22 protein-coding genes are annotated in these 22,986 nt (G+C 55.9%); 9 read left to right on the top strand and 13 right to left on the bottom strand.

Features of this window, described 5'->3' with window-relative positions:
• Positions 1 to 432 precede the first annotated feature (432 nt).
• Positions 433 to 1,518 (top strand): site-specific DNA-methyltransferase, encoded by a 1,086-nt coding sequence (locus tag ACHZB8_RS15150; protein ID WP_316861601.1) that lies wholly within the window; start codon positions 433 to 435, stop codon positions 1,516 to 1,518.
• A gap of 118 nt (positions 1,519 to 1,636) precedes the next feature.
• Positions 1,637 to 2,098 (top strand): hypothetical protein, encoded by a 462-nt coding sequence (locus ACHZB8_RS15155; protein ID WP_316861541.1) that lies wholly within the window; start codon positions 1,637 to 1,639, stop codon positions 2,096 to 2,098.
• On the opposite strand, the gene ACHZB8_RS15160 is transcribed toward ACHZB8_RS15155, so the two are convergent.
• The 5 genes from ACHZB8_RS15160 to ACHZB8_RS15180 form a co-directional block, all read right to left on the bottom strand.
• Positions 2,080 to 2,970: a bifunctional helix-turn-helix transcriptional regulator/GNAT family N-acetyltransferase gene (locus ACHZB8_RS15160; protein WP_316861543.1), complete on the bottom strand. Its 891-nt coding sequence runs from the start codon at positions 2,968 to 2,970 to the stop codon at positions 2,080 to 2,082. The two genes, ACHZB8_RS15155 and ACHZB8_RS15160, sit on opposite strands and share 19 nt — an antisense overlap.
• 227 nt (positions 2,971 to 3,197) lie before the next feature.
• The gene (locus tag ACHZB8_RS15165) at positions 3,198 to 3,548 is read right to left on the bottom strand and encodes an antibiotic biosynthesis monooxygenase (protein ID WP_316861545.1); all 351 of its coding nucleotides are present in this window, start codon (positions 3,546 to 3,548) and stop codon (positions 3,198 to 3,200) included.
• Positions 3,549 to 3,624: 76 nt separating this feature from the next.
• Positions 3,625 to 4,095, bottom strand: coding sequence for a GNAT family N-acetyltransferase (locus ACHZB8_RS15170; protein WP_316861547.1), 471 nt, complete (start codon positions 4,093 to 4,095; stop codon positions 3,625 to 3,627).
• The gene (gene mutY / locus ACHZB8_RS15175; RefSeq protein ID WP_316861548.1) at positions 4,092 to 5,192 is read right to left on the bottom strand and encodes an A/G-specific adenine glycosylase; all 1,101 of its coding nucleotides are present in this window, start codon (positions 5,190 to 5,192) and stop codon (positions 4,092 to 4,094) included. The genes ACHZB8_RS15170 and mutY overlap by 4 nt, the downstream gene beginning before the upstream one ends.
• A 224-nt stretch (positions 5,193 to 5,416) precedes the next feature.
• Positions 5,417 to 5,845, bottom strand: coding sequence for a hypothetical protein (locus ACHZB8_RS15180; RefSeq protein WP_316861549.1), 429 nt, complete (start codon positions 5,843 to 5,845; stop codon positions 5,417 to 5,419).
• 261 nt (positions 5,846 to 6,106) lie between these two features.
• Here ACHZB8_RS15180 and tldD point away from each other — a divergent pair, with 261 nt between their 5' ends.
• Positions 6,107 to 7,606, top strand: a complete 1,500-nt coding sequence (tldD, locus tag ACHZB8_RS15185; protein WP_394706209.1) for a metalloprotease TldD — start codon at positions 6,107 to 6,109, stop codon at positions 7,604 to 7,606.
• Between the two features lie 237 nt (positions 7,607 to 7,843).
• Complete coding sequence (locus ACHZB8_RS15190) at positions 7,844 to 8,767, top strand: proline dehydrogenase family protein (RefSeq protein WP_316861553.1); 924 nt, start codon at positions 7,844 to 7,846, stop codon at positions 8,765 to 8,767.
• A gap of 134 nt (positions 8,768 to 8,901) precedes the next feature.
• Here ACHZB8_RS15190 and ACHZB8_RS15195 read toward each other — a convergent pair whose 3' ends face one another.
• The gene (locus ACHZB8_RS15195; RefSeq protein WP_316861554.1) at positions 8,902 to 10,584 is read right to left on the bottom strand and encodes a cache domain-containing protein; all 1,683 of its coding nucleotides are present in this window, start codon (positions 10,582 to 10,584) and stop codon (positions 8,902 to 8,904) included.
• A gap of 229 nt (positions 10,585 to 10,813) precedes the next feature.
• Between ACHZB8_RS15195 and ACHZB8_RS15200 the strand changes: the two genes are divergently transcribed.
• Both ACHZB8_RS15200 and ACHZB8_RS15205 read left to right on the top strand, forming a co-directional pair.
• Positions 10,814 to 11,122: a DnaJ family domain-containing protein gene (locus ACHZB8_RS15200; RefSeq protein ID WP_316861555.1), complete on the top strand. Its 309-nt coding sequence runs from the start codon at positions 10,814 to 10,816 to the stop codon at positions 11,120 to 11,122.
• Positions 11,123 to 11,433: 311 nt separating this feature from the next.
• Entirely contained in the window at positions 11,434 to 13,221 is a 1,788-nt protein-coding gene (locus ACHZB8_RS15205; protein ID WP_316861557.1) for a DEAD/DEAH box helicase, read from the top strand.
• A gap of 117 nt (positions 13,222 to 13,338) precedes the next feature.
• On the opposite strand, the gene ACHZB8_RS15210 is transcribed toward ACHZB8_RS15205, so the two are convergent.
• A complete protein-coding gene (locus ACHZB8_RS15210; RefSeq protein ID WP_394706208.1) occupies positions 13,339 to 13,569 on the bottom strand; it encodes a DUF6767 domain-containing protein in 231 nt (76 codons plus the stop codon).
• On the opposite strand from ACHZB8_RS15210, the gene ACHZB8_RS15215 reads away from it, so the two are divergent.
• Together ACHZB8_RS15215 and ACHZB8_RS15220 are read left to right on the top strand one after the other, a co-directional pair.
• Positions 13,457 to 14,929, top strand: coding sequence for an MATE family efflux transporter (locus tag ACHZB8_RS15215; RefSeq protein ID WP_316861558.1), 1,473 nt, complete (start codon positions 13,457 to 13,459; stop codon positions 14,927 to 14,929). The two genes, ACHZB8_RS15210 and ACHZB8_RS15215, sit on opposite strands and share 113 nt — an antisense overlap.
• 153 nt (positions 14,930 to 15,082) lie before the next feature.
• Complete coding sequence (locus tag ACHZB8_RS15220) at positions 15,083 to 15,304, top strand: DUF2093 domain-containing protein (protein ID WP_316861559.1); 222 nt, start codon at positions 15,083 to 15,085, stop codon at positions 15,302 to 15,304.
• A gap of 31 nt (positions 15,305 to 15,335) precedes the next feature.
• Here the strand turns inward: ACHZB8_RS15220 and lpxK are convergent, their stop codons facing one another.
• The 5 genes from lpxK to ACHZB8_RS15245 form a co-directional block, all read right to left on the bottom strand.
• Positions 15,336 to 16,355 carry a tetraacyldisaccharide 4'-kinase gene (gene lpxK / locus ACHZB8_RS15225; RefSeq protein ID WP_316861560.1) on the bottom strand — a complete coding sequence of 340 codons (1,020 nt, stop codon included), beginning with the start codon at positions 16,353 to 16,355 and terminating at the stop codon, positions 15,336 to 15,338.
• A gap of 23 nt (positions 16,356 to 16,378) precedes the next feature.
• On the bottom strand, positions 16,379 to 17,692 hold the full coding sequence (locus tag ACHZB8_RS15230; protein ID WP_316861561.1) for a 3-deoxy-D-manno-octulosonic acid transferase: 1,314 nt from the start codon (positions 17,690 to 17,692) through the stop codon (positions 16,379 to 16,381).
• 298 nt (positions 17,693 to 17,990) lie between these two features.
• Positions 17,991 to 18,689 (bottom strand): lysophospholipid acyltransferase family protein, encoded by a 699-nt coding sequence (locus ACHZB8_RS15235; protein WP_316861563.1) that lies wholly within the window; start codon positions 18,687 to 18,689, stop codon positions 17,991 to 17,993.
• A gap of 203 nt (positions 18,690 to 18,892) precedes the next feature.
• Positions 18,893 to 19,726, bottom strand: a complete 834-nt coding sequence (locus ACHZB8_RS15240; protein ID WP_316861564.1) for a 3'(2'),5'-bisphosphate nucleotidase CysQ — start codon at positions 19,724 to 19,726, stop codon at positions 18,893 to 18,895.
• Complete coding sequence (locus tag ACHZB8_RS15245; RefSeq protein WP_316861566.1) at positions 19,713 to 21,083, bottom strand: TldD/PmbA family protein; 1,371 nt, start codon at positions 21,081 to 21,083, stop codon at positions 19,713 to 19,715. The genes ACHZB8_RS15240 and ACHZB8_RS15245 overlap by 14 nt, the downstream gene beginning before the upstream one ends.
• Before the next feature lie 285 nt (positions 21,084 to 21,368).
• Here ACHZB8_RS15245 and ACHZB8_RS15250 point away from each other — a divergent pair, with 285 nt between their 5' ends.
• Positions 21,369 to 22,016 carry a DUF6101 family protein gene (locus ACHZB8_RS15250; RefSeq protein ID WP_316861567.1) on the top strand — a complete coding sequence of 216 codons (648 nt, stop codon included), beginning with the start codon at positions 21,369 to 21,371 and terminating at the stop codon, positions 22,014 to 22,016.
• A gap of 65 nt (positions 22,017 to 22,081) precedes the next feature.
• Here ACHZB8_RS15250 and ACHZB8_RS15255 read toward each other — a convergent pair whose 3' ends face one another.
• Entirely contained in the window at positions 22,082 to 22,918 is an 837-nt protein-coding gene (locus ACHZB8_RS15255) for a patatin-like phospholipase family protein (RefSeq protein WP_316861568.1), read from the bottom strand.
• Positions 22,919 to 22,986: the final 68 nt, after the last annotated feature.

Below are 22,986 nucleotides of genomic sequence, written 5' to 3' on the forward strand. Positions count from 1 at the left end.
CACCAGTCACTAAGCCCATGAGACAACAGTAAAGTAAAAAATGCGGCAATTTTGGGAAAATCCTGGTCTGTTTTTCTTTAAAAAGAAAGACTTGCGCGGCGGAAAGTCTTGCGCCTTCCGATTGCAACCTTTCCGAAAGCAGATCCCTTCCTTGCCATTTCATCGCGTTGGCGCGGCCCAAAAGAAAGGCGAGAGCCGACGCCCCCTCTCGTTAACCATTTGTTATCTATAATTTTTTGAATTTTGTGAGCGTTTTGGTCAAAAAACCTGAAAAATGGACGAGGACGAGTTTTGCTTAACCCATGGTTTACCATGTTGGCTCAGGATGAAGGTCAGAGGGGCACAAGATCAAATTTCTCCCCAAACAGTTTAGTTCAAGTCGAGTTGAGTGTGCGTATGCGTTCAAGAGTTTCCGTTGCGTCGAGTTACGACATGTCCGACGCCGATCTTGCCGGTCGGCTTGATACCATCCTCCGGGGCGACTGTATTGCCCAGCTGGAAAGCCTACCCAAACATTCGGTCGATGCGATCTTTGCCGACCCTCCCTATAATTTGCAGCTGGGTGGCGGTCTAACCCGTCCCGATCAGTCCGAGGTGGATGGCGTGACCAACGACTGGGACCAGTTTGACAGCTTCGAGGCCTATGATGCTTTCACGCGGGCCTGGTTGCTTGCCTGCCGTCGCGTGCTCAAGCCCAATGGCTCGATCTGGGTGATCGGCTCCTATCACAATATCTTCCGCGTCGGGGCAATCATGCAGGATCTCAATTTCTGGCTGCTCAATGATGTGGTATGGCTGAAGACCAATCCGATGCCGAATTTCCGCGGCAAGCGCTTTACCAATGCGCATGAAACCCTGATCTGGGCCAGCCGTGGCAAGGATGCCAAATATACCTTCAATTATGAAGCACTGAAGGCCTTCAATGACGATGTGCAGATGCGCTCGGACTGGACCCTGCCGATCTGCACCGGCCACGAACGGCTCAAAGGGGATGACGGCAAGAAAGCCCATCCGACCCAGAAGCCCGAGAGCCTCCTTTACCGTGTTCTGCTGTCTTCGACGGAACCGGGGGATGTCATTCTCGACCCCTTCTTTGGCACCGGCACCACGGGTGCTGTCGCCAAGAAACTTGGCCGCCATTTCATCGGCATCGAGCGGGATGCCGACTATATCAAGGCCGCCCAGACACGCATCGATGCGGTCGAGCCGGTCAATGACGGGGCGCTGAAAGTCTCCAAGGGCAAACGCGCCGAGCCGCGCATTCCGTTCGGGCGCTTGCTCGAAGCGGGGCTTCTGAAACCCGGATCCGTGCTCACCGACAAGGCGGGCAAGTATTTTGCCATGGTTCGAGCCGATGGTTCCCTGATTTCCGGGGCCCATACCGGTTCCATTCACAAAGTGGGGGCACTGGTGCAGGGACTGGATGCCTGCAACGGCTGGACCTACTGGTATTTCGACAAGGAAGGGACGCGCGAACCGATCGACGCCTTGCGCCAGATTGTTCGCGACGCAGCCTGAAGACCAAACTGTTTCGATGGGCTCGCCAAGCGGGCGCATGTGCAAGACTTAATCAAGGAGATGTTCTGAGTTCCATTTTTGGTGAAACCTGGTTCAAGACCCGATATTCGTCTGCCATTTGTTTTGCGTAGCAGGCGATAGGGCCCTGATCCAACCTGACTGCGACCCTGACTTTCACCTAACTAAGGCGGTCTTTGACCGCCTTATTCTTTTCCTGCCCTTTATCCTTGTCTTAAAGGGCATCCTCCTTTTAAGGGATAAAGGCGGGCCGGTCTTTGACCGCCTTATTCTTTTCCTGCCCTTTATCCCTGTCTTAAAAGGCATCCTCCTTTTAACGGATAAAGGCGGGGTGGTCTTCGAACGCCTTATTCTTTTCCTGCCCTTTATCCCTGTCTTAAAAGGCATCCTCCTTTTAAGGGATAAAGGCGGGCCGGTCTTTGACCGCCTTATTCTTTTCCTGCCCTTTATCCCTGTCTTAAAAGGCATCCTCCTTTTAAGGGATAAAGGCGGGGCGGTCTTCGAACGCCTTATTCTTTTCCTGCCCTTTATCCCTGTATGCCCCTACTTCTGCTCGGCTTGAAGCCTCTTTTCGAAGAAAAAGTCCGGATAGGGATCCTCATTGAAACGCTCGATTTCCCGCCAGCCAAGCTTTTGATACATGGCGACGGCCTCGTGCAACACGCTGTTGGTATCAAGCCGCAACAGGTTTATGCCCAACGGCACCGCTGCTTGCTCGACCTTTTCCATCATGGTGCGGGCAAGCCCCATGCCTCTTGCAGACGGCGACACCCAGAGCCGCTTGATTTCGGCATAGCCCTTGTCCGTTCCCTTGAGGCCGACACAGCCGATGGGCATGCCATCTGACAGAGCGATGAAAAAGCTCCCTCTGGGACGTTCCATGTCGCGGGCTTCAGGATCGGCGGACAGGGACACATCAAAGCCGTTTTCCAGTCGCTGCGCCAATTCCGAATAATAGGCTTCAAGGCAGGCTATGGCGCGGGGATCGAGCGGGGAAACCTCTTCAAAGACGGTCCGATCAAAACCAAGAGCCGTGGAGACAATATCCATGGCTTCCAGCAGGATTTCCGGTCGCGGGTGCCGTGCAATGATATCGGCGGCCTGCTTGTCTGAAAGGGCTTCATAGGCGGCAAACTCGGCGTATCCCGCCTCGGTGAAATGCGCATATCTGCGGCGGCCGTCGCTGTCGCTGGTCTCAACGGTAATGAGGCCCTCCTCTTCCAGTCCGCGCAAAAGCCTGCTCATAAGGCCGGAATCAAGCCGGAGATATTTCCGTATTTCAGCAACATCGCTGATGCCCCGGCCAATCGCATTGAGCACACGGGCCGGACCGAGCGGGCGCCCCCGGCCCAGAAAAGACGCATCAAGAACACCGGCTTCTGTTGTCACCGCTCGGTGGAAACGCCTTGTCCGCGCAATTGAATCTTTCAGCATGGTCAACTTCCCATTCTCACCACTTCACTTTCTGCTTATGTCGCTGACATTAGTCAGAAATCCGAGAAAAGCAAGTTTCATCTGACTTTAGTCAGAGATAAGCGCCGCTCGGGAAAATCCAGCATGGCGATGTCACGCGGACCAGAGGGCAAGAGCGGAAGCATTGCCGCGTTTTGGCGCAGATAGTCTGACGAATGGAACAACAGCCCTTTGCTTGCAAGCGGGTGTCAGAGTGCCAGATTTCGGCCTTCCGGTCCGCAATAGCCTCGCTCTACCTTTGCGACACGCAAGCGATAATGCTCGTACCATTTCTCCATGCCGGACCTTTGCGCTGCGAGGTGATCGATATTGGCTTTCCAGGCAAGAAGGCTTGCTTCGTCCTGCCAATAGGAGACCGTGATCCCGAAGCCGCTTTCATCGCGGGTGCTTTCTGCCCCGATGCAGCCCGGCTGGGCCATGGCAAGTTCAAACATCCTCTCGCCCATGTCTTCATAACCGTCATGATCGGCCTTGAGGCGATTGGCAAAGATAACCGCATAGTAGGGAGCTTCGGGCATGGGAGCGAAACGGTTGGTCATGGTCGGCCTCTGAGTGTCAGTTTCAACGTCAGTGTCAATGTCGGGATCGGGGTCGGGGTCAGCGTCAGTTTCAGCGTCAGTCGATCCGCTTGCGCATGGTGATCGAGGTTATGTGATCATAGCCCGGATGGGCTGTCTCGCCACATTTCTCAAACCCCATGGCTTCGAAGATGCGGTGATTGTCCACCAGCTCGATGCGCGTCTGGAGTTCCAGACACGGAAAACCCATAGCCCTTGCACGCTCTGTTGCAAGGGTTATGAGGCCGCGCCCCAGTCCCCTGCCCCGAGCCTCCTCAACGACAGACATTTTGCCCAGATACAGGCAGTCACTTTTCGGAGTGAGAAAAATGCACGCCTCGGGTGGATTTCCCAAGGCCCAGACTTCACCGGTTTTGCATTGTCGGGCGATGTCTTCCACCGTCAGTCTGTGCATGGAACTGGGAGGATCGATACGCCCGTCCATATAGGCAAAGGCCCGACGGATCAGGAAAAGAATATCCGCAAGTTCATCGTTCCGGCTATAGCGGTTTGCCTTTGGCTTTCTCATCGGCCCAGATCCAGCACTTTGCGGAACACGGTTGGCAGGGCTTCGCCAGCCAGCGCCGCCGGCTCCGACCACCAGCCATCCGGGGTTGGTTGTGAACGGTTTGTATCGGCTTCATAGACATCAAGCTCAAGATGAAAATGGGTAAAGGTGTGACGCACCTGCCCGGTCCTTTTCCTGAAGTCCAGTCCTTCGGGTGCTGAGAACAGGGCTGTATCCGGTGTAAATGCCTCCCCTTCCTTTTTATCGAACCAATTGCTGGTCGGAACCTGACTCATGGAGGCCAGCAGCCCTTTGTCCGGGCGCTTTTGAAGCCAGATCGCGCCATCCTGTTGTCGCTTGATGAGAAAGGCCGCACCGCGCCGGGTCGGCTTTTCCTTTTTCGGGGCCTTCACAGGAAAGCGCTCCATAGTTCCCGCAGCTTCAGCCTCGCAGCAGCCGGTGAAGGGACAGAGGGAACAGGCCGGTTTTTTCGGGCTGCAAAGGCTGGCACCAAGATCCATCATGCCTTGCGCGAAGTCACCGGGGCGGCTCTCGGGTGTCAGTTCGGCCATCTTTATGCGGATCGGCTTTTTCGCCCCCGGCAGAGGCTCTTCTATCTGGCAAAGCCGCGAAATGATCCGCTCGATATTGCCATCGACCACCGTCGCGGGTTCATCAAAGGCAATGGCGGCGATGGCGGCGGCGGTATAGTCGCCAATGCCGGGCAATGCCTTCAGTGCGTCGACGGTTTCGGGGAACCGGCCCGCATGCCGTTCACAGACCACGCCTGCACATTTATGCAGATTGCGGGCACGAGAATAATAACCAAGACCGGCCCAGGCCTTCAGAACCTCGTCTTCCCCGGCTTGTGCCAGTGCTTCTACCGTGGGCCAGAGGCCAACAAATCTGGTAAAATAGTCCTTGACCGCAGACACCGTGGTTTGCTGAAGCATGATTTCACTCAGCCAGACCTGATAAGGGTCTGGAAGCACACCCAGCCTGGCGTCTGGAGGGGCAACACGCCACGGTAATGATCGGTGATGCCGGTCATACCAGTCGAGCAGCCGGTTGGCGTCGGGCCTGCCGACGGTTTTGCCACTTTGCAAAGCCTTGTCCATTCCTGATTCCCAAAGCCCCTCGGCGCACATTCTCCATGCTCTTTCAGAAGCTTACACTCCGAGAGATGGAAGTCGCCATACGCGGTTCAAAAGCCGGGACAGTCTGTCGAAGGGGGACCTGTGGGTCAAGAGGGTATGGGTAGTAACGGGGGAATGCGGGCAAATGAAAGCGACCCTGCCATCGGGATGATCAAGGTCGCTCCATCGTCGCACCATTTGTTCAATCAGGCCGAGACATCCAGTTCGCTGCCGACTTCTTTCTGGGCCGCTTCATATTCCTCGGTGAGGTGGTTCATATATTCGATGAAGGTCTGCTTGCTTTCCTGAGCTTCCGCTTCTTCGAGAATCTCGGCAAAGGTGTCCTCGTCGATGCCCTGACCGGACATCAAAAGCACCATCGGGTTTGTGTTGCCCTGCCCGATTTCCATTTTCATCTGATCGAGATAGGAGATGAATTCCTGATCCGTAAGCATTCCGTCGCCAAAAGAGTCCGCAGTCTCGAAATTGGTTCGACTGAGGATCGGCACATTCTGCGCTTCGTCAATATTGAGATAGCCGTCCTGGTCGGTGTCATATTTATTGACCATTATGTCGACAGCGTCCTTGTTGCTGATCCTGAAGATCGGCATATAGGCTGACGCACCACTGATCATGGCCATTCTCCTTCTGGATTTTGCCACTATGTCGTTATGGTTAACGATTTTATCAGGATATGGTTAACCGAATGTTGCCGCCTCAATCTCGAGCAATATTTGTCTATATCCAGAAATACGCATTTTCACCAATTTCCTAACAGGTGCATCTTTTTTCCTGCTGCGTTTGCGATTGACTAAATGTTTAGCTGGATATTGGTCAGCAAGCACCTTATGTCTAGAAGTACGTCACAGAACCGCCACACAAGCAACAGGCCTCCCATGCATCCCTCATCCTCTCATTTGCCCGCTTCCCTAAAGGTTATCGCTCCCGCGTCGAGCCTCATACAGGGAGAAGGGGGAGATTTGCTCGACAGCTACGGGCTTGACAAGGAAGCATTGCGGCTCTTGCTCGCCGATACGATGAACGGGGCAGATGATGGCGAATTGTTTTTTGAACAAACCCAGTCGGAAAGCCTTGTCTTTGACAATGGGCGCCTGAAAAGCTCAGCCTTCGATACGGGTCAGGGCTTTGGCATGCGGGCGGTCGCCGGAGAAATGGCGGGCTATGCGCATTCTGGCGAGATGGACATGAAGGCCATTCGTCGCGCAGCCGAATCTGTGCGCGGTGTGGCTCAGGGCCATTCGGGCAGTTGGGCTCTTGCACCCGAGCGCACGAACCATCAGATCTATCGCAGTTTCAACCCGGTCGATGATTTGTCGCTGGGCCGAAAAATCGCACTGCTGGAAGAAATCGACAGTTACGCGCGCGACAAGGATCCTCGGGTCAAGCAGGTCACCGCCTCGCTCATGGGCAACTGGCGCCGTGTGGCGATCCTCAGACCCAATGGCCAGTGGTTCGAGGATGTTCGCCCTCTGGTGCGTCTCAATGTGTCTGTTGTGGTGGACGATGGGAAACGCAAGGAAGCGGGCAGCCATGGCTTTGGCGGGCGCAACAGTTATGATTTCTATCTTGAAGAAAATGGCCTTCAGGGCGGCTGGCGCAATGCCACCGACGAAGCCATCCGGCAGGCGCTGGTCAATCTGGACGCCATCGAGGCACCGGCCGGTGAGCTTGATGTGGTGCTAGGTCCCGGCTGGCCGGGCGTGTTGCTGCATGAAGCAGTCGGGCACGGTCTTGAAGGCGATTTCAACCGGCGCAAAAGCTCTGCCTTCTCCGAATTGATGGGCCAGCAGGTCGCCGCCAAGGGCGTGACAATTGTCGATGACGGAACGATCGAGAGCAAGCGCGGCTCGCTCAATATCGATGATGAAGGCACCCCCTCCCAGCGCACGACTCTGATCGAGGATGGCATTCTGGTGGGCTATATGCAGGACCGTCAGAATGGTCGCCTGATGGGCAGTCAGTCAACGGGCAACGGTCGGCGTCAGTCCTATGCGCATCTGCCGATGCCACGCATGACCAACACCATCATGGAAGCGGGCGAACATGACCCGCAGGAAATTCTCAGCTCTGTCAAGAAAGGCCTTTACGCGGTCAATTTTGGCGGAGGGCAGGTCGATATCACGTCGGGAAAATTTGTTTTTTCCTGCACCGAAGCCTATCTGATCGAAGATGGCAAGATCGGCCCTGCGGTCAAGGGTGCAACGCTGATCGGCAATGGTCCGGAAGCGATGAAGCGGATTTCGATGATCGGCAACGACATGCAGCTTGATACCGGCATCGGCACCTGTGGCAAACAGGGACAGGGCGTTCCGGTCGGTGTCGGGCAACCGACCTTGCGGCTGAATGGAATCACGGTTGGCGGAACGCGGGCCTGATCGGGGCCCGTGAAAGCCTTTTCCTTTCCCCGTTTCCCTCCCGGCAAGGCCAACAGACCGGACATCTGGTGTGTTTTTCCACCGCGCTACTCCTGATTTTGCATATTTGATGCAGACAACAGGCCTTGCGAACAAATGTCACAATGACATTCTATTTTCCCTTGTTGCAAGAAGAGCCAAATTTTCTCAATGCAATGGGGGGGGGGACACATTGTGAAAAGGGCTTGGCAATCGCTCATGATTGCGCTGGCGCGCTCCGCGCCGCTCCAAAGCTATATGCAGAACAGCAAGAATACCAAACGCCTTGCCAGACACTTCGTGGGCGAAAGTAACGCGGTGGCAGCGCTTGATATGGCCGAAAGACTGCGGCAAAAGGGGATAAGAACCTCCTTCCATCACTTGGGCAACGACGCCAGAAACAGCACGCTCATCGAGCGGAATGTGGCCGTTCTCGACTGTCTGATCTCCCTTTTGAAGTCTGCAAGAGTTGACGGGCATGTCTCTGTCTCTCCCTCCCACATGGGATGTGGGATCAATTGGGATACCGGGGCGGGCACTTTCTGGCCCCTTGCCTTTGGCCTGCAACATGCCACCACCGGCAGAGATGGACAGCATTGCCTGATGATCAACATGGAGGACCATTCCACGGTTGGGCAGACGATTGAGCTTTATCATCGGCTCAATCAGGATGGCTATCCGGTGGCGATCACCTTGCAGGCCAATCTCAAGCGCACAACGAATGACCTGGACCGGATCATTGGAACGGGTGGCAAGGTCAGACTGGTCAAGGGAGCATTCCCTGCCGCGGCAAAAGTCTCCCATGTCAATCAAAGGGCGATAAGAGAGAATTATCTGCAACTGGTCGACCTGATGCTCTCGCATCGCGCCAGAGAGAGCGGCTTCTATCCAATATTCGCCACGCATGACACCGGCACACAGGCCCACATTCTGCAACAGGCAGACAGAAACGGCTGGCATGCGGGAAGCTATGAGTTCGAGTTGCTTTATGGCATCCGTCCGGACCTGGCCGAACAGCTGATGGGCAAAGGGGCCCTTGTCAGGCTCTATGTTCCCTTTGGCGAGGACTGGTGGCCTTATGCGATCCGCCGGATCGGGGAGCATCCGGGCAATGCCAGGCTATTGCTCGGCAGCGTCTGCTAGCAGTCTGACCGTTTTTTTCGGGAAGCATCGGAAACGGCCCAAAACCAAAAGGGAGTGGCTTGAGACCACTCCCTTCTTCGTCAATCCTGAAGGTGCAGCTGAGCCTTGACGGCTCGTCTGCTTCATTGGAAAAATCAGGCCGCAGAAACATCCTTGATGAAGCCTTCGATCTGATTTTGCAGTTCCTGGGCGCTGTATTTGAGCTGTTCGGTTGCTCCTTTGACTGTCTGACCGGACTGGGTGGTCAGAGTTGCCTTTTCGGAAACGTCGCTCATATTTTCAGAAGCCGAATGGGTGCTGCTTGCTGCGCGCTGAACATTGCTGGCGATTTCGCCAGTGGCTGCGCCCTGTTCCTCGACGGCGGTCGCAATCGCGGAGGTATAACCGTCCACCTCTTCCATGACCCTTGCGATCTTGGCGATGGATTCCACAGTCTCGCCGCTTGAAAGCTGGATCGCATTGATGAGGCCGGTAATTTCCTCGGTTGCCTTGGAGGTCTGGTTGGCCAGTTCCTTGACTTCGGCAGCCACGACCGCAAAGCCCTTGCCTGCTTCGCCGGCTCTTGCCGCTTCGATCGTCGCGTTGAGCGCCAACAGGTTGGTCTGCTCGGCAATGGCCTGAATGAGACTGACCACTTCGCCGATCTTGCGTGAGGCTTCGTCCAGTTCGGCAACCTTGCTGTTGGAGATCTTGGTGTCTTCCGTAGCAATGGCGACCACTTCACGACTGCGCACGGCCTGTTGCATGATTTCGTTGATCGATGCGGTCAATTCTTCAGCCGCTGAGGCAACCGACTGCACATTGTTGGACGCATCCTGAGAGGAGGCGGCGGCCTGTGTGGAGCTTGCCTCGGTCTGATTGGCAATCACCTCGAGCTGATTGGCAGCCTCTTCCATTTCGGAGGCACGAGAAGATACGGCATCGATATTGGAGCGAATTTTTTCGCGGAAAGCAGCAATCAGTTGAGCCGTTCTTTCTGCTGCGCGCATGCGTTCGGCGTCATTCTGTTTTTCCATCTCTGCCAGACGCAGCCGTTCTTTCTCACCGAGGCGGAAGTCTTCGACCGCCCGGCACATGGCTCCGATTTCGTCACCGCGTTCACGACCGGCGATTTCGATATCAAGCTGATGATCCGCGATGGCCAGAATGTCCGAATTCAGTTTGGCGATCGGACGAGCAATCGAACGCGCAAGGAAGAAACCAAATCCACCGGCAACGACCACCAGAAGCAAGGCGATGATGCCCGAATTTCGAGCCGCTTCCCAGAAGGCAGCGGTCACATCCTCGGTCAAGACACCAGATCCCAACACCCAGCCCCATGGCTCGAAGCTCTTCACATAGGTGATCTTGTCGTGGAACTTGTCGTTATTGTCGGCCCAGACATAGTCGACAAAGGCTTCGCCATTGGCTATGGCCATTTCGATGAATTCGCGAACATGATATTTGCCGTTTCCGTCACGGTCCTGCATCATGTTGGTATTTTCTTTTTGCGGCTGGGCTGGATGGACCAGATTGAGGCCAGCACCATCAAAGACAAAGACGTAATCCTTGCCCTGATATCGCATGCCCCGAAGTGCTTCCTTGGCCCTTGCCATGGCGTCTTCTTCCGAAAGCTCACCACTTTGAGCCTTGTTGTAGAATTCACCAGCAACGTTGTAGGCACTTTCTACGACACTCTGCAACTCATGCTGTTTAAATCCGTTGAGGTTTTTGTCAAGATTGACCAATTGATACCCAACCAACAGGATGAAAGAGAGGACAAAGAAGGCTACAAGAGAATATAGACGGCCTGAAAGGCTCTTCAAAAGCGAGGTCATTGTTTTGCTCCGGCACTGAGCTATTTGGGGGACTACATAGTTTTTTGTTATGTTTCAGAAGATAGTTTCGTTAAGTAAAATATTTCCCAAAATTGTTTCCCAATGGTTTACAAGTATACCTTGAGGGCCGAATTTCGTACGCAAATATCAGAATATATTCAACAATTCATGTTTCTATAGATTTCTGTTATGACTTTGTTAGTAATTTACAACTCACTAGTTGCATGCCATGATTAAGCACCCTCTCGATCATTTGATAGAAACACGTATTCAAGAAGCGATCGATAATGGCGATTTGTCCGATCTGCACAATGCCGGCAAGCCGCTGGAGGATCTTTTGCAGACGACGGATGACATTCTTGCCCGGATCATTGCCGAGCAGGGAGGAAAGCCGCATTATGTTCTTCTCAATGGCAAATTGCAGGCACTCATCAAACGTCTGGATCAGGTGAAGGATCCTCTTCGTCGCAAGGCTCTTGAAAATCAGATCGCCGACATGCGGACCCGGATGGCGATTGAAAAGGAGCGCAATCGGTAGCAGGCCTCTGCCGTTGTCAACCGCACGGCGTTGAGGTGAAAAGACCACCAAGCATCGCGCGTGTCCAACACAGGCCCCGCTCCTGCTCCGTCATCGTTACGACCGTCTTTTCCATACATCCCATCTTATCGCCGGAGGGCAATTGACCTTTGGCCCAACCTCCTCTATGTAGTGGCTTCACCCCGTGCAATCGATGGCCATTTGAGACTGTCTTGCTCAGCAAGACATGACAGGGGACGGCTTCTAGACGCGGGAAACATAATAATGTTGGCTGGCTCCGCGCCAGCAGGGATTTCCCGGAAAGCCTATTTATGACTCTTCACGACAGCGTACATCCTGCGCTCGCCACCGCTTTAGCCAATCGCGGCTATGAAAGCCTCACCTCGGTTCAACAAGCCATTATCGAAGCTGACGCCAAGGGGCGCGATCTTCTGGTCTCGGCCCAGACCGGGTCTGGCAAGACGGTTGCCTTCGGCCTTGCCATGGCAGACACCCTGCTTGGCCATGACGGACGACTGCCCCGCGCAGCAGAACCGATGGCCATGATCATTGCCCCGACTCGCGAGCTTGCCTTGCAGGTCAAGGCGGAATTCACATGGCTCTATGCCGAATGTGGCGCTCAGGTTGCCTCTTGTGTCGGGGGAATGGACATTCGCCGCGAGCGGCGCGATCTTGCCCATGGCTGTCACATTCTGGTGGGAACGCCGGGACGTCTGCGGGACCATCTCGAGCGCGGCTCGCTCGATTTGTCAGCGCTCAAGGTCTGTGTTCTGGATGAAGCGGACGAAATGCTGGATCTGGGTTTCCGCGAAGATCTCGAATTCATTCTCTCCAACGCGGCAGAAGACCGGCAGACCTTCCTCTTTTCCGCAACGGTGCCAAAACCGATTGAGGAGCTGGCCAAGACCTATCAGCGGGATTCCTTGCGCATCACGACCGCAGAGCAGCGTCAGCAGCATGCCGATATCGACTATCACGCTCATATCGTCTCACCCAAGGACAAGGAAAAGGCGGTCATCAATGTGCTGCGCTATTATGAAGCGCCAAGCAGCATGATTTTCTGCTCAACCCGCGAGATGGTGCGGCACTTGTCTTCGCGTCTGTCCAACCGGGGCTTTGCGGTGGTGGCCCTGTCTGGCGAGTTGAGCCAGACCGAGCGAACCCATGCCTTGCAGGCCATGCGCAATGGCCGGGCGCGGGTCTGTGTGGCTACCGACGTGGCAGCCCGCGGCATCGACCTACCTAATCTTGATCTCGTGATCCATGCGGATCTGCCAAACAACTCGGAAGTTCTGTTGCATCGCTCGGGCCGGACAGGCCGGGCCGGTCGCAAGGGCAATTGCGCGATCGTCGTGCCACAGAACAAGCGCAACCTGGTTCATCGCCTCTTGAAATTTGCCCGTATCCGGGTGAACTGGGAGTCGGTACCCAATATCGACGACATTCTCAAACGCGATCAGGAGCGCATCTTCGATTATCCGCGCCTGAAGGAAGTCCCGGAAGGGGATGAACTGGCGCTGGCGCAAAATCTGATCGCCACCTTCGGGGCCGAACAGGTGGCGCATGCCTTCCTGGCAAGCCAGCAGGCCAACTATCCGGCTCCTGAGGAACTGATCGAGCTGAGCCAGCAGCAAATGGACGAACCGCGTGGCGGCAAGGAGCGGTCCGATTTCGAGGATGGCGTCTGGTTCCGGATCAATGCCGGTCGCAAGCATCGGGCGGAACCGCGCTGGTTGCTGCCGATCATCTGCCGGGTTGGCGGTTTTTCGAAGAAAAAGGTTGGCTTCATTCGCATTCTCGAATCCGAGACCGTGTTCGAGCTGGCTCCAGACGTGGCCGACCGTTTTCAGGATGTGATGGAAACGGAAGGGACGGGCGAGAAGAGCCTCAGGATCGACAAGATCGGCGATCGTCCAGCAGAGGTCTCCGGACCATCCGGCGGTCGGGGACGTCGCCCTGCTGCCAACAACAAACGCAAATATGATCCCACCCGCCCCTCACGGCGAGGAGACAAGCGCCACGAGGGTCGGGCACGATTTGATGACGGGCCTCGCAAGGAGCGCAAAGGCCATCGCGGCAAGCCGGGCGGGAAACACTGAAGAACCGTTCAAGGCATCCCGGTCTCGGGTGCAACTCGTCGGATCTTTGGGCTCCAGCCTCGGCGTTGGAGAGGGCTCAGTCAGCCACATGTATGATGTGATTGATGATTTGCCCTGTTAAGTCAGAAATATCGCCCTATATTGGGGACATAATGATTGATCGCGTTCACCTTTGCGGTGGGCGCGGTTTCTTTTCTCATGTCTCTTTTCCGACAACCCGATTTCAGGTGCCCTCATGACCAAAGACAATGTGCCAACCCCACAGTCCAGCGGCCCGTCGATGGCAAGGAAACAGGGAGAGCAGGCGAAATTTCTCACCGGCTCCATTTTTCGCCATGTCATCACCATGACGGCAACCGGCTCCGTCGGTCTTGTGGCTGTGTTCGCGGTCGATTTTGCCAACCTCTTTTATATTTCCATGCTCGGGCAGGCCGAACTCGCCGCGGCAATCGGTTATTCGGCGACGATCATGTTTTTCAACAATGCCCTTGGTATCGGCATGGTGATCGGTGGGTCAGCCATTACCGCGCGAGCCCTTGGGGCGGGAGACTACGAGCTTGCAAAAAGGCGCTCGGGCAGTGCCCTGCTCGCGGTGCTGATGCTGATGATCGTGCTGGCAGGCGTGATCTTTTCCTTCATCCCGGAATTGCTTGGCTTCATTGGGGCAGCGGGCAATACAAAAGACATTGCCACGCGCTTTCTGTCGATTGTCATTCCCTCGATGCCGCTGCTTGGTGTTTCGATGATGCTGGCCGGGATCATGCGCGCCAACGGGGACGCGAAAGGCTCCATGTATGTGACCCTTGCCGGTGGTTTCACGACGGCAATTCTCGATCCGATTTTCATTTTCGCGCTTGATCTCGGCATTGAAGGGGCAGCAATCGCTTCGGTGCTCTCGCGTTGCGTGATGATTGGCATGGGACTCCGCGGGACCCTGTTTGCGAACAGGATGATCAGCCGCCCGTTGAGCGGCAGCGATCTTCTGGGCCACTGGAAAGTTCTGTTCCCAATCGCCATTCCGGCGGTACTGACCAATATCGCCACCCCGGTCGGCAATGCCTATGTTACCATGGCGATTGCCGATTTTGGTGACGCAGCGGTGGCCGGATGGACCATTGTCGGGCGTATTATCCCGCTCTCCTGGACGGCTCTGTTTGCGCTTTCCGGATCGGTTGGCCCGATCTTTGGCCAGAATCTCGGGGCGGGTCTGCATGACCGGGTGCGCATCACCTTGCGCGACAGCATGATTTTCGTCTTCGGTTACACCATTGCCGTCTGGCTGATCCTGTTTCTTGCTCAGGATCTCATCATCCACATTTTCGGCGCTTCAGGCGATGCGGCGGAATTTGTCCGTTATTTCTGTAACTGGATTGCCTTGAGCGGCATATTCATGGGCTTTCTGTTTGTCTCAAACGCCGCCTTCAACAATCTGGGTTATCCGGCCTACTCCACATTCTTCAACTGGGGCCGGGCCACGATTGGCACGATACCAACCGTCCTGCTGGGCACGCGCCTTGCCGGCGCAGAAGGGGCTATGATCGGTCAAGCGGCCGGGTCGATGCTGTTCGGACTTCTGGCGATCCTGACCTGTTATTATGTCATCCATCGTGACAGGGACATGCCGGGCAAAGCGGTAAAAGCACGCTCGGAAGATGTCTGGTATCGCCGGGCCCTGTCGCCCTTCTCCTCAGGCAAGGGCAACATGTAGGTTTGCGCTGTGCCGCCTCGGGTTGTCCCCTGCTCGGCCTCTGATCGGCACTAAATTGAGTTTTGCTGCCTCAAGGTCTGGTATTCGGCGTCATGGTACGCGATAAAGTCTCATAGGCGAGAACAAGACCAGAAAAGAAATCAGGCTGAAATCATGATGATTACATTGCCCACTTCCGGCAAGGAAGCTCAAATCAAATATAGGGATGGCGACTATCAGATCATTCGGAGCGGCTCTTATGTCACGTGCGCCGTGACGGGCAGGCCCATTCCACTGGACGATCTGAAATACTGGTCCGTTGACCGGCAGGAGCCCTATATCGATCCTGCTGCCTCCTACAAGGCAGAGAAGGAAGCAGCCGCCAGGAAATCCTGAGGCGGTTGGCTCAGGAGCCTTTTTGCGCGCACTAGCGACGTGAAAAATTGCGGCTGCACTGCTCCAGGACGCGACGGGGGAAACCGTTGTCGTCAAAGGCCATTTCCACCGCGATGATCTGAGCCTTGCGGGCCAGTTTCTCACCCGCAGGACCGGCCAGCTTCAACCGCACATGGTCCTTGGAGGTTGTCACGATATCAAGATTTTGCGCCTTTGCCCTTTCGAGAATGGCCTCGGCCTCCTCGTTGGTAAAGGCGTGGTGATCGTCGAAATCCTGATAGTCGATGATATCAAGTTCGAGCTCTTCCAGCGTCTGGTAGAACTTGTCGGGATGGCCAATGCCGCAGAAGGCAAAGACGCGCGTGCCACCAAGCATCCTGCATTTGGCGGGCTTGATGCAGGCCCGCGTGGTGGATTTTCCCAATTTTGCAAGCAACTGCCGCAAACGCGGAGCATGGGCCCCATCGCCGACGATCACCAACTGATTGGCGCGTCGGATCTGCGGGTTGAGCGGCGCTCGCAAGGGACCTGCGGGAAACACCATGCTGTTGCCTATGCTCTGCTGGGCATCGACGACAACCAGATTGAAATCCTTGAACAGATAGGGATTCTGAAATCCGTCATCCATGATGATGAGGGCTCCGCCCAATTGTTTGCCAATCTCTTCTGCCAGCTTTGCACCAGCAACCCGATCCCGAGCGACGACAGTCGGGGCAACCTTGGCCAGAAGCAGGGCCTCATCGCCGACATCTTCGCTTGTGTGCGTCTGAGGATCAACGCGAAGGGGACCGGCTTCCTTGCCCTTGAAGCCGCGGGTAAGAAAGATCGGCGACAGACGCAGGTCTGCGGCGGCCTTGCCCAAAGCCAGCGCAGTGGGGGTCTTTCCAGCGCCCCCCATAACCAGATTACCGACACATAAAACGGGAATGTGGGCTTTGTAGCGCACTTTTCTGTTCATGCGCTGCAAGGAGAAACGACCGTAAATCAGACTGACAGGATAGAGCAACCAGGCAAGCGTCGAGCGCTCGTTCCAGAATTCAGGTGCCTTCATGCGCGTCTCTCCTTCGTCAACCGTTACTGATTGTTCGTCCTTCTCAGTTCGGCATTGATCTTGAGGGGCTCCAGAAACGGATTGAGCGCAACCATCGTGGTGTCGAGAGCTCCGGAAAATGGCCGCAAGGCACGCCGGGCCAACTCCGCACGGCGGTCGATTTCGGCAGGCGAAGCAAACAGGCGAGCCAGAATGTTGGTCAGGTCACGTTCCGAGTTGACGCTTTCCCCTCCCCCGGACTGGTCGAGAGCCCGATAGATTTCCGAGAAATTGCTGACATTGGGGCCATGCAGAATGGCGCAACCAAGTCGGGCAGGTTCAATCGGGTTCTGCCCGCCATGACGCACAAGGGAGCCGCCGAGAAAGGCAACGCGCGAGAGACGATAAAACAGGCCCAGTTCGCCGAGGGTGTCGGCCAGATAAACCTGTGTCTTCGGAAACAGCTCGGGATCTGTCGAGCGCCTTTGGCTATAGGGCACGATACCGCTCAGTTCCTTGAAAATCTCTTCGCCCCGCTCGGGATGGCGCGGCACGATGATGGTCAGCAGATTGGGAATGCGAACCGCCATGCGATAATGGGCTTGCGCAAGCAGACGCTCTTCGCCCGGATGCGTGCTTGCCGCGACCCAGACAGGGCGGTTGCCGATCATCTGCCGCATTCTTTGCAGTTCGGCTTCATTGGCTGCCGGAGGCGGCACATCGAATTTCAGATTGCCTGTCGTTTCCACCTGCGCCACCCCAAGCTGGGCGAATCGCTGCCGGTCCTCCTCGCTCTGGGCAAGACAAAGAGGGACGTTGGAGAACATGCTTCTGACGGCGGTGGGAAATTTCGACCAGCGGGCAAATGAGCGTTCCGACATGCGGCCATTGACGACGATCATCGGGATGTCGCGACGACTGAGTTCCGTCATGATATAAGGCCAGATCTCGGACTCGACAAACAAGGCCATATCGGGCTGCCAATGATCAAGGAAACGATTGACAAAGGGCGCGATATCGAAAGGCACAAACTGGTGCAGCGCGTTCTTGGGCAGACGTTTGCGCGCAACCTCAGCGGAGGTCACTGTAACAGTCGTCAGCAAAACGGTCGTACCGTTCTGGGCGATCTGATTGATGAGCGGCATCACCGCGTTGGTTTCCCCCACAGAGGCCGCATGCACCCAGATCAGAGCCGTTTTCGGGCGCTTGATCTGCGTCTTGCCATAGCGCTCCTTGCGACGCTCCGGGATTTCCTTGCCCTTGCGGTTGCGAAGGGCCACAAGAAGCGGAGCAAAAGGGCTCAACGCATATCCTGCCATGCGATAAGTAGAAAGTGCTATACGTCCTGACCAGTCCATGACTTTTCCATTTTTGTTTTTTGCAGTATGGCTCCACCTTCTGGCCCAAAAGATGGCAGCGAAACTGTTTTGAACAGCCAAAACTGTCCCCCCCTAAAGGGGCTCATACTATGTCTGGACGTTCCTGCAATCCGCAAACTATGCTTTTTACACAGAAGCTTTGACGCAGACCACCCCCTACAATCACAAGTATCGGTATTTTTGTCTAATATTGATGATCAACCGACCTTGACATGAACGCAACCCGCTGCGGAGTTTATCGCCTAAAGCCATTCCGTTTCAAGGGAAATCAGGCAAGTCAGTTTTTGAGCCGACCATAGGCCTCGCGCGTTACGTCGTTCAGCGCCGACTCAACTTTTAGTCGCATAATTTCGAGAGTCTCTTCATCCGCATCCCTTTCGACATAGATCGGATCGCCGATGATAAAGGCCGCGCGACCAAATGGCATATTGATAGAGGCCTTGTCCCATGTATCGAGATCGATTCGGTTTGAAGATGCGTAAGCGGCCGGGATGATCGGTCGGCCTGAAAGCTTGGCCAAGGTCACAACACCAAGGCCACATTCTCTTGCACCGGTCTTGGGCACATTGACCGTCATGACGACCCCTACCCCTTCCTTGAGGCAGGAAACCAGATTTTTAAGCGCAGAGATGCCACCCTTGGACAGGGTCTTTGCACGGTTGCGACCACCTGACCCGCGAACCACACCAACCCCGAGACTTTCCGCAGCCACGCTATTCAGATGCCCGTCACCCGAGCGCGAAACGAGGGCGCGAAAGGGATCCTTCTTGCGCTTGACAAGAGGCACCATGAAATGTTGTCCGTGCCAAAGCGCAACGATGGCCGGATAGTGCCCTTCAACGCGGCGGTAGCCCTCTTCGGGGTCATTGACCAGACGGGTGGTCTTGTGAACGAGTCTGAGCCAGAGCGCAATCAGGCGACCACCGAATGTGAGAACCGTTTTTGAGCGTAGAATTTTCTTGAGCAAGGCTCGCACGATTAGGTCTTTCCCAGTTCGGTTTCAAAGCGGTTATTTTGCGCGCATAATTTGGCGCAGCAGTTCATTTTGCAAGTCCATATCGAGTTTTCCCCGGCCAAAAGAACCGGATACCCGTACCAGAAGATCTTACGTGGAGGATTCGACCCTTATTGCCCGGATACGCAAAGTGCCTCTCGCTCCATCCTTGTTTGTGGCTTGCCCTAACGCCTTTGCGGGAAATGCAGGGTGGGCATACAGGGAGCAGCCAGGCGCCCAAGCGCGCGGCAGGAGGCGTAAAGACTGTCATGTTTGACCGACGCCCGGTTGTAGCGCAGCACCCGGTTTGATTTGTCGCGCAACACGCCTTCGGCTTCCTCTACAATAAGGTCTGCGGCGGCGATATCCCAGTCATGGGCCCCTTCACGCGCCAACGCCAGATCAAGAGCGCCGGTTGTCACCATGACAATACGATAGGCAAGGGAGCGAATATAACCGGCATTCCGGACCCCGGCGCGAGCCAGCGGCCCCTTGGCAATTGCCGGGCGCGGTCCGGCTGCGCGCGCGCCATCAAGGCTTGCCAGACGCGGGCAGGTCAGTTTTACCCCATTGAGAGTGGCCCCACCGAAACGAGAAGCGGTATACATTTCCCCGCGCACCGGAGCAAACAGCACCCCGGCAACGGGTCGATGGTCTTCGACGATGGCAAGCGAGATGGTCCACTCCGAACCACCATCGATAAAGGCTCGGGTGCCATCAATGGGATCGACGACAAAAACCCGTTGCTTGTCGAGGCGAATCTTGTCGTCCTCGCTTTCCTCCGAAAGCCAGCCATATTCCGGACGGGCTTCAAGCAGCACTTTCTTGAGAAATCTGTCAACCGCAATATCGGCTTCGGTTACCGGGCTGTTGTTGCCCTTGGTCCAGACTTCCGGATCGCGGTTGAAATACCGCAAGGCAAGCTGACCGGCTTGGCGTGCAATATCCTCGAGCAATTGCCTGTCTTCGGGAAAGGCATAAACATGACCTGAGCCTTTCAAAGTCTTATCTTCCGGCAACGGTCATTCCTTCGATCAAAATGGAGGGCGCATTGACCGCATGTTCAAATGTCAGGTCGTCGGCGGGAATCATCCGGGCGAACATGTCGACCAGATTGCCCGCAATGGTAATCTCTGAAATGGCCTCGGCCAGTTTGCCATCCTTGATGCGCAGGCCAGACGCACCGCGCGAATAGTTGCCCGTCACGCCATTGACTCCCTGCCCGATAAGGTCGGTGATGTAGATACCGTCCTTTATGCCCGAGATCAGTTGCTCCTTGGTGTGCGAGCCTGCTTCAAGGCGCAGGTTGGTGGTCGCCGGATAGGGGTTGGCGCCCGAGCGGGAGGCACGTCCGTTGGACTTCATGCCCAGTTCGGCGGCCGTTGCACTATCGAGAATCCATTGATTGAGATAGCCATCCTCGACCAGCGCCAAAGGCTTGCAGTCAACCCCTTCTCCATCAAAGGGCCGAGAGCCCAGACCGCGCCAAACGGCAGGATCATCATTGATGAAAATGCCTTTGGGGAAGACCTGACGTCCCAGCTTGTCATTCAGAAACGAAGTGTGGCGAGCGATTGCAGCGCCATTGATGGCAGAGGCAAAATGGCCGATCAGAGAGGTCGCAACCCGTGGCTCGAACAGGACATCATAAGTGCCGGTTTCAAGCTTGGCGGGATTGAGACGCGCGACGGCACGTTCGCCAGCACGGCGGCCGACATAATCCGGGGTTTTCAAGTCGTCGGCATGAACCGTCGCGGAGAAAGAATAGTCCCGCTCCATGGTGGTGCCTTGCCCGGCGATGGCGGTGACGGAAAAGGAAATGCGCGAGGACAGATAGGAGCCGACAAAACCATGGGATGTGGCCAGCACGACGCCACCGAGATAATGGCCGGCACTTGCGCCACCCGACTTGGTCACCCCGTCCACGGCAAGGGCGGCCTCTTCGGCTTCCTCGACAATCTTCGTCAGTTTCTGCGTGGAAGGAACGGTCATGTCAGCGGGGTCAAGGGCAGCCACGCGCCGGGCGATTTTCGCCTGATCCATCAGGTCGCTCTCTGCGGCCAGACGCGCAAAGGGATCTGGCGGCGACAAATGCGCCATGGCGACGGCCCGTTCGGCCAGTTTGGTCAGGATCGCGGGATCCTGCGTCGTGTTGGTCGAGATCGATGCCTTGCGTCCATCAACGAACACCCTAAGCGCCATAGAGTCATTTTCAGAATGCTCATTCTCTTCCAGGGCGCCGTCTCGAAGCCCCACAGAACTGGAAATGGCTCTTGCGGCGACAGCATCGGCGGAATCGGCTCCCGCTTTCATGGCTGCACGAACCAGATGTTGTGCACGGTCCTGAATGATTGACTGATCGAGGAGGTCGGACATGGATTCTCTTGTTGTTGGATTTGTTGGTGTTCGGTGTGGAACCATCCTATATGTCTTAGGGCGTCTCTGAGGCTTGGGCAAGCAAAAAGGCGTCAGCACCCTGCTCTACTCTTGGAGCAAACTGGTTGCCAAAACGTAAAGGACGCTCAGCGGTAACCATTCCCTAACCCTATATAATATCACGCTTTTTTAACCCTGCCTCTTAAGCAATTTCACAAATCCTTTTGCTAATCTGTGTCTATCCAAAAAAGAAGCACCCGAAACGGGGCTCACAGGAGAAGGCACGTGAGGCGTCAAGAACAACATAATTACACGAAAGCCATTTCCTATCAGGTTGAGGGGGCGGCGCGAGTCGACCCCCACAATATCGCAAAATATTTCCGCTCCGCAGACATTCGCAGCAAGGCTGCGGAGCTGTCAGGCTTCAGCGAAACAGCCCTGTTTGGAGCTCAGGTTCCGGGCATTGTCCAGATCAAGAATGACCAACTGCTGGTGGAATGCCACCTTTCCTGTGGCCTGCCGCTTCTGGTGCGGGTTCCCCTCTCCTACTACAAGGGGATCGGCGCACGTTTTCTGGTCGGCAAACGGGAAGGCAACCCGGTCATCTGCATCCTGGAACTGGTGCATGACGATCCGTCGCTCACGGTTCCCCTGATGGTGACCACGGATCTGGAAGACGCTGCGATCGACTGGAAAGCATGGTCAAATCGCTACGGCCTGCGCCTGTTGCATCATCCCCTCGGAGCCGACGGTTATGAACCGGCCCTTGTCGAGGGCTATGCATTGTATAACGCCCGCAGTGAAACCGTGAAACCGCGTCGCCATCACGCCCAGTTTGCGCTTCGTCGTCCGCGTTTCCTGACACGGCGCAAGGTTGGTCACCGTGGCGAGTTGCCTAAGCTTTCAGGCCGGGAAATCATCGCTCGCAACTGAGCCGAGCAGCCCTTTCACACACCCCATTGTCGAGTCCTGAGCAAAAGGCTCCGCTGTTGCCTTCCTCAGCACTCCAGCAAAGCCCCAAGGCTCTGTTTTACCTGTTCCTTTGTATCCTTGCTGGCTTCCAGAATGTCAGAGGCCTTGAGGAACTCGAGCGGTTTAAAATCATTGACATAGGGCTGGACGAGCAGATCTACCTTGTCGTGACGCATTTTCTCCAACTGGATCGTCTGCATCAGGATCTGGGTTGCGCCAAAGCCCATTTCAAATCCGCCCAACTTGCCCTCTGCCGGCTTGAGCGGCACGCCGACCACATCCACCCCGATGACGATATCGGCACGTGAGCGCACATGGTCGACAGGCATCGGATTGACACAACCGCCATCGACCAGCAACAACCCGTCGATCTCAACTGGCCGGAACAGGGCCGGAATGGCGATGGAGGCGGCAACCGCTGGCAGGATGTCGCCCTCGTCCCGTATCACTTCCCTGCCGCCGAAATAGTCGGTTGTCGACAGGCTGGTATAGATTTCCAGTTCGGCGAAGTCGCGTTTCACCTCGGGGGGCAGAAAGGTCTCGACCACCCATTCAGGGTCGAACTGGGCCCAGCTGGCGCGGGGATTTTGCACCGACAGCAAATCGGAAAAGCTGCGCGGGCGGTGTTTCCAGAAGCGGGACAGCACTTCGCCCGTGTTGGAAAAGGTTTCCAGCAAATAGTCCCGCAGATCTGCGCCGCGTATGCCCGAACCATAGCAGACCGCAGCCAGAGCGCCGATCGAGGTGCCGGACAGGGCGCTCGGGCGCACGCCCAATTCGTCAAGGGCCTCCATGATCCAGATGTGGGACAGGCCGCGAGCCCCGCCGCCACCAAAAGCAATTGCCACCTTTTTGTCGCTCATTTGTTTGGTCTTTCTCTTTGCCTTGTTCACCCGTTTCCGGCGGGTCCACCGCGCGCATTGCGCTTGCC

Origin of the sequence: uncultured Cohaesibacter sp. (genome assembly GCF_963556055.3) — a bacterium.
Taxonomy (GTDB): Bacteria; Pseudomonadota; Alphaproteobacteria; order Rhizobiales; family Cohaesibacteraceae; genus Cohaesibacter.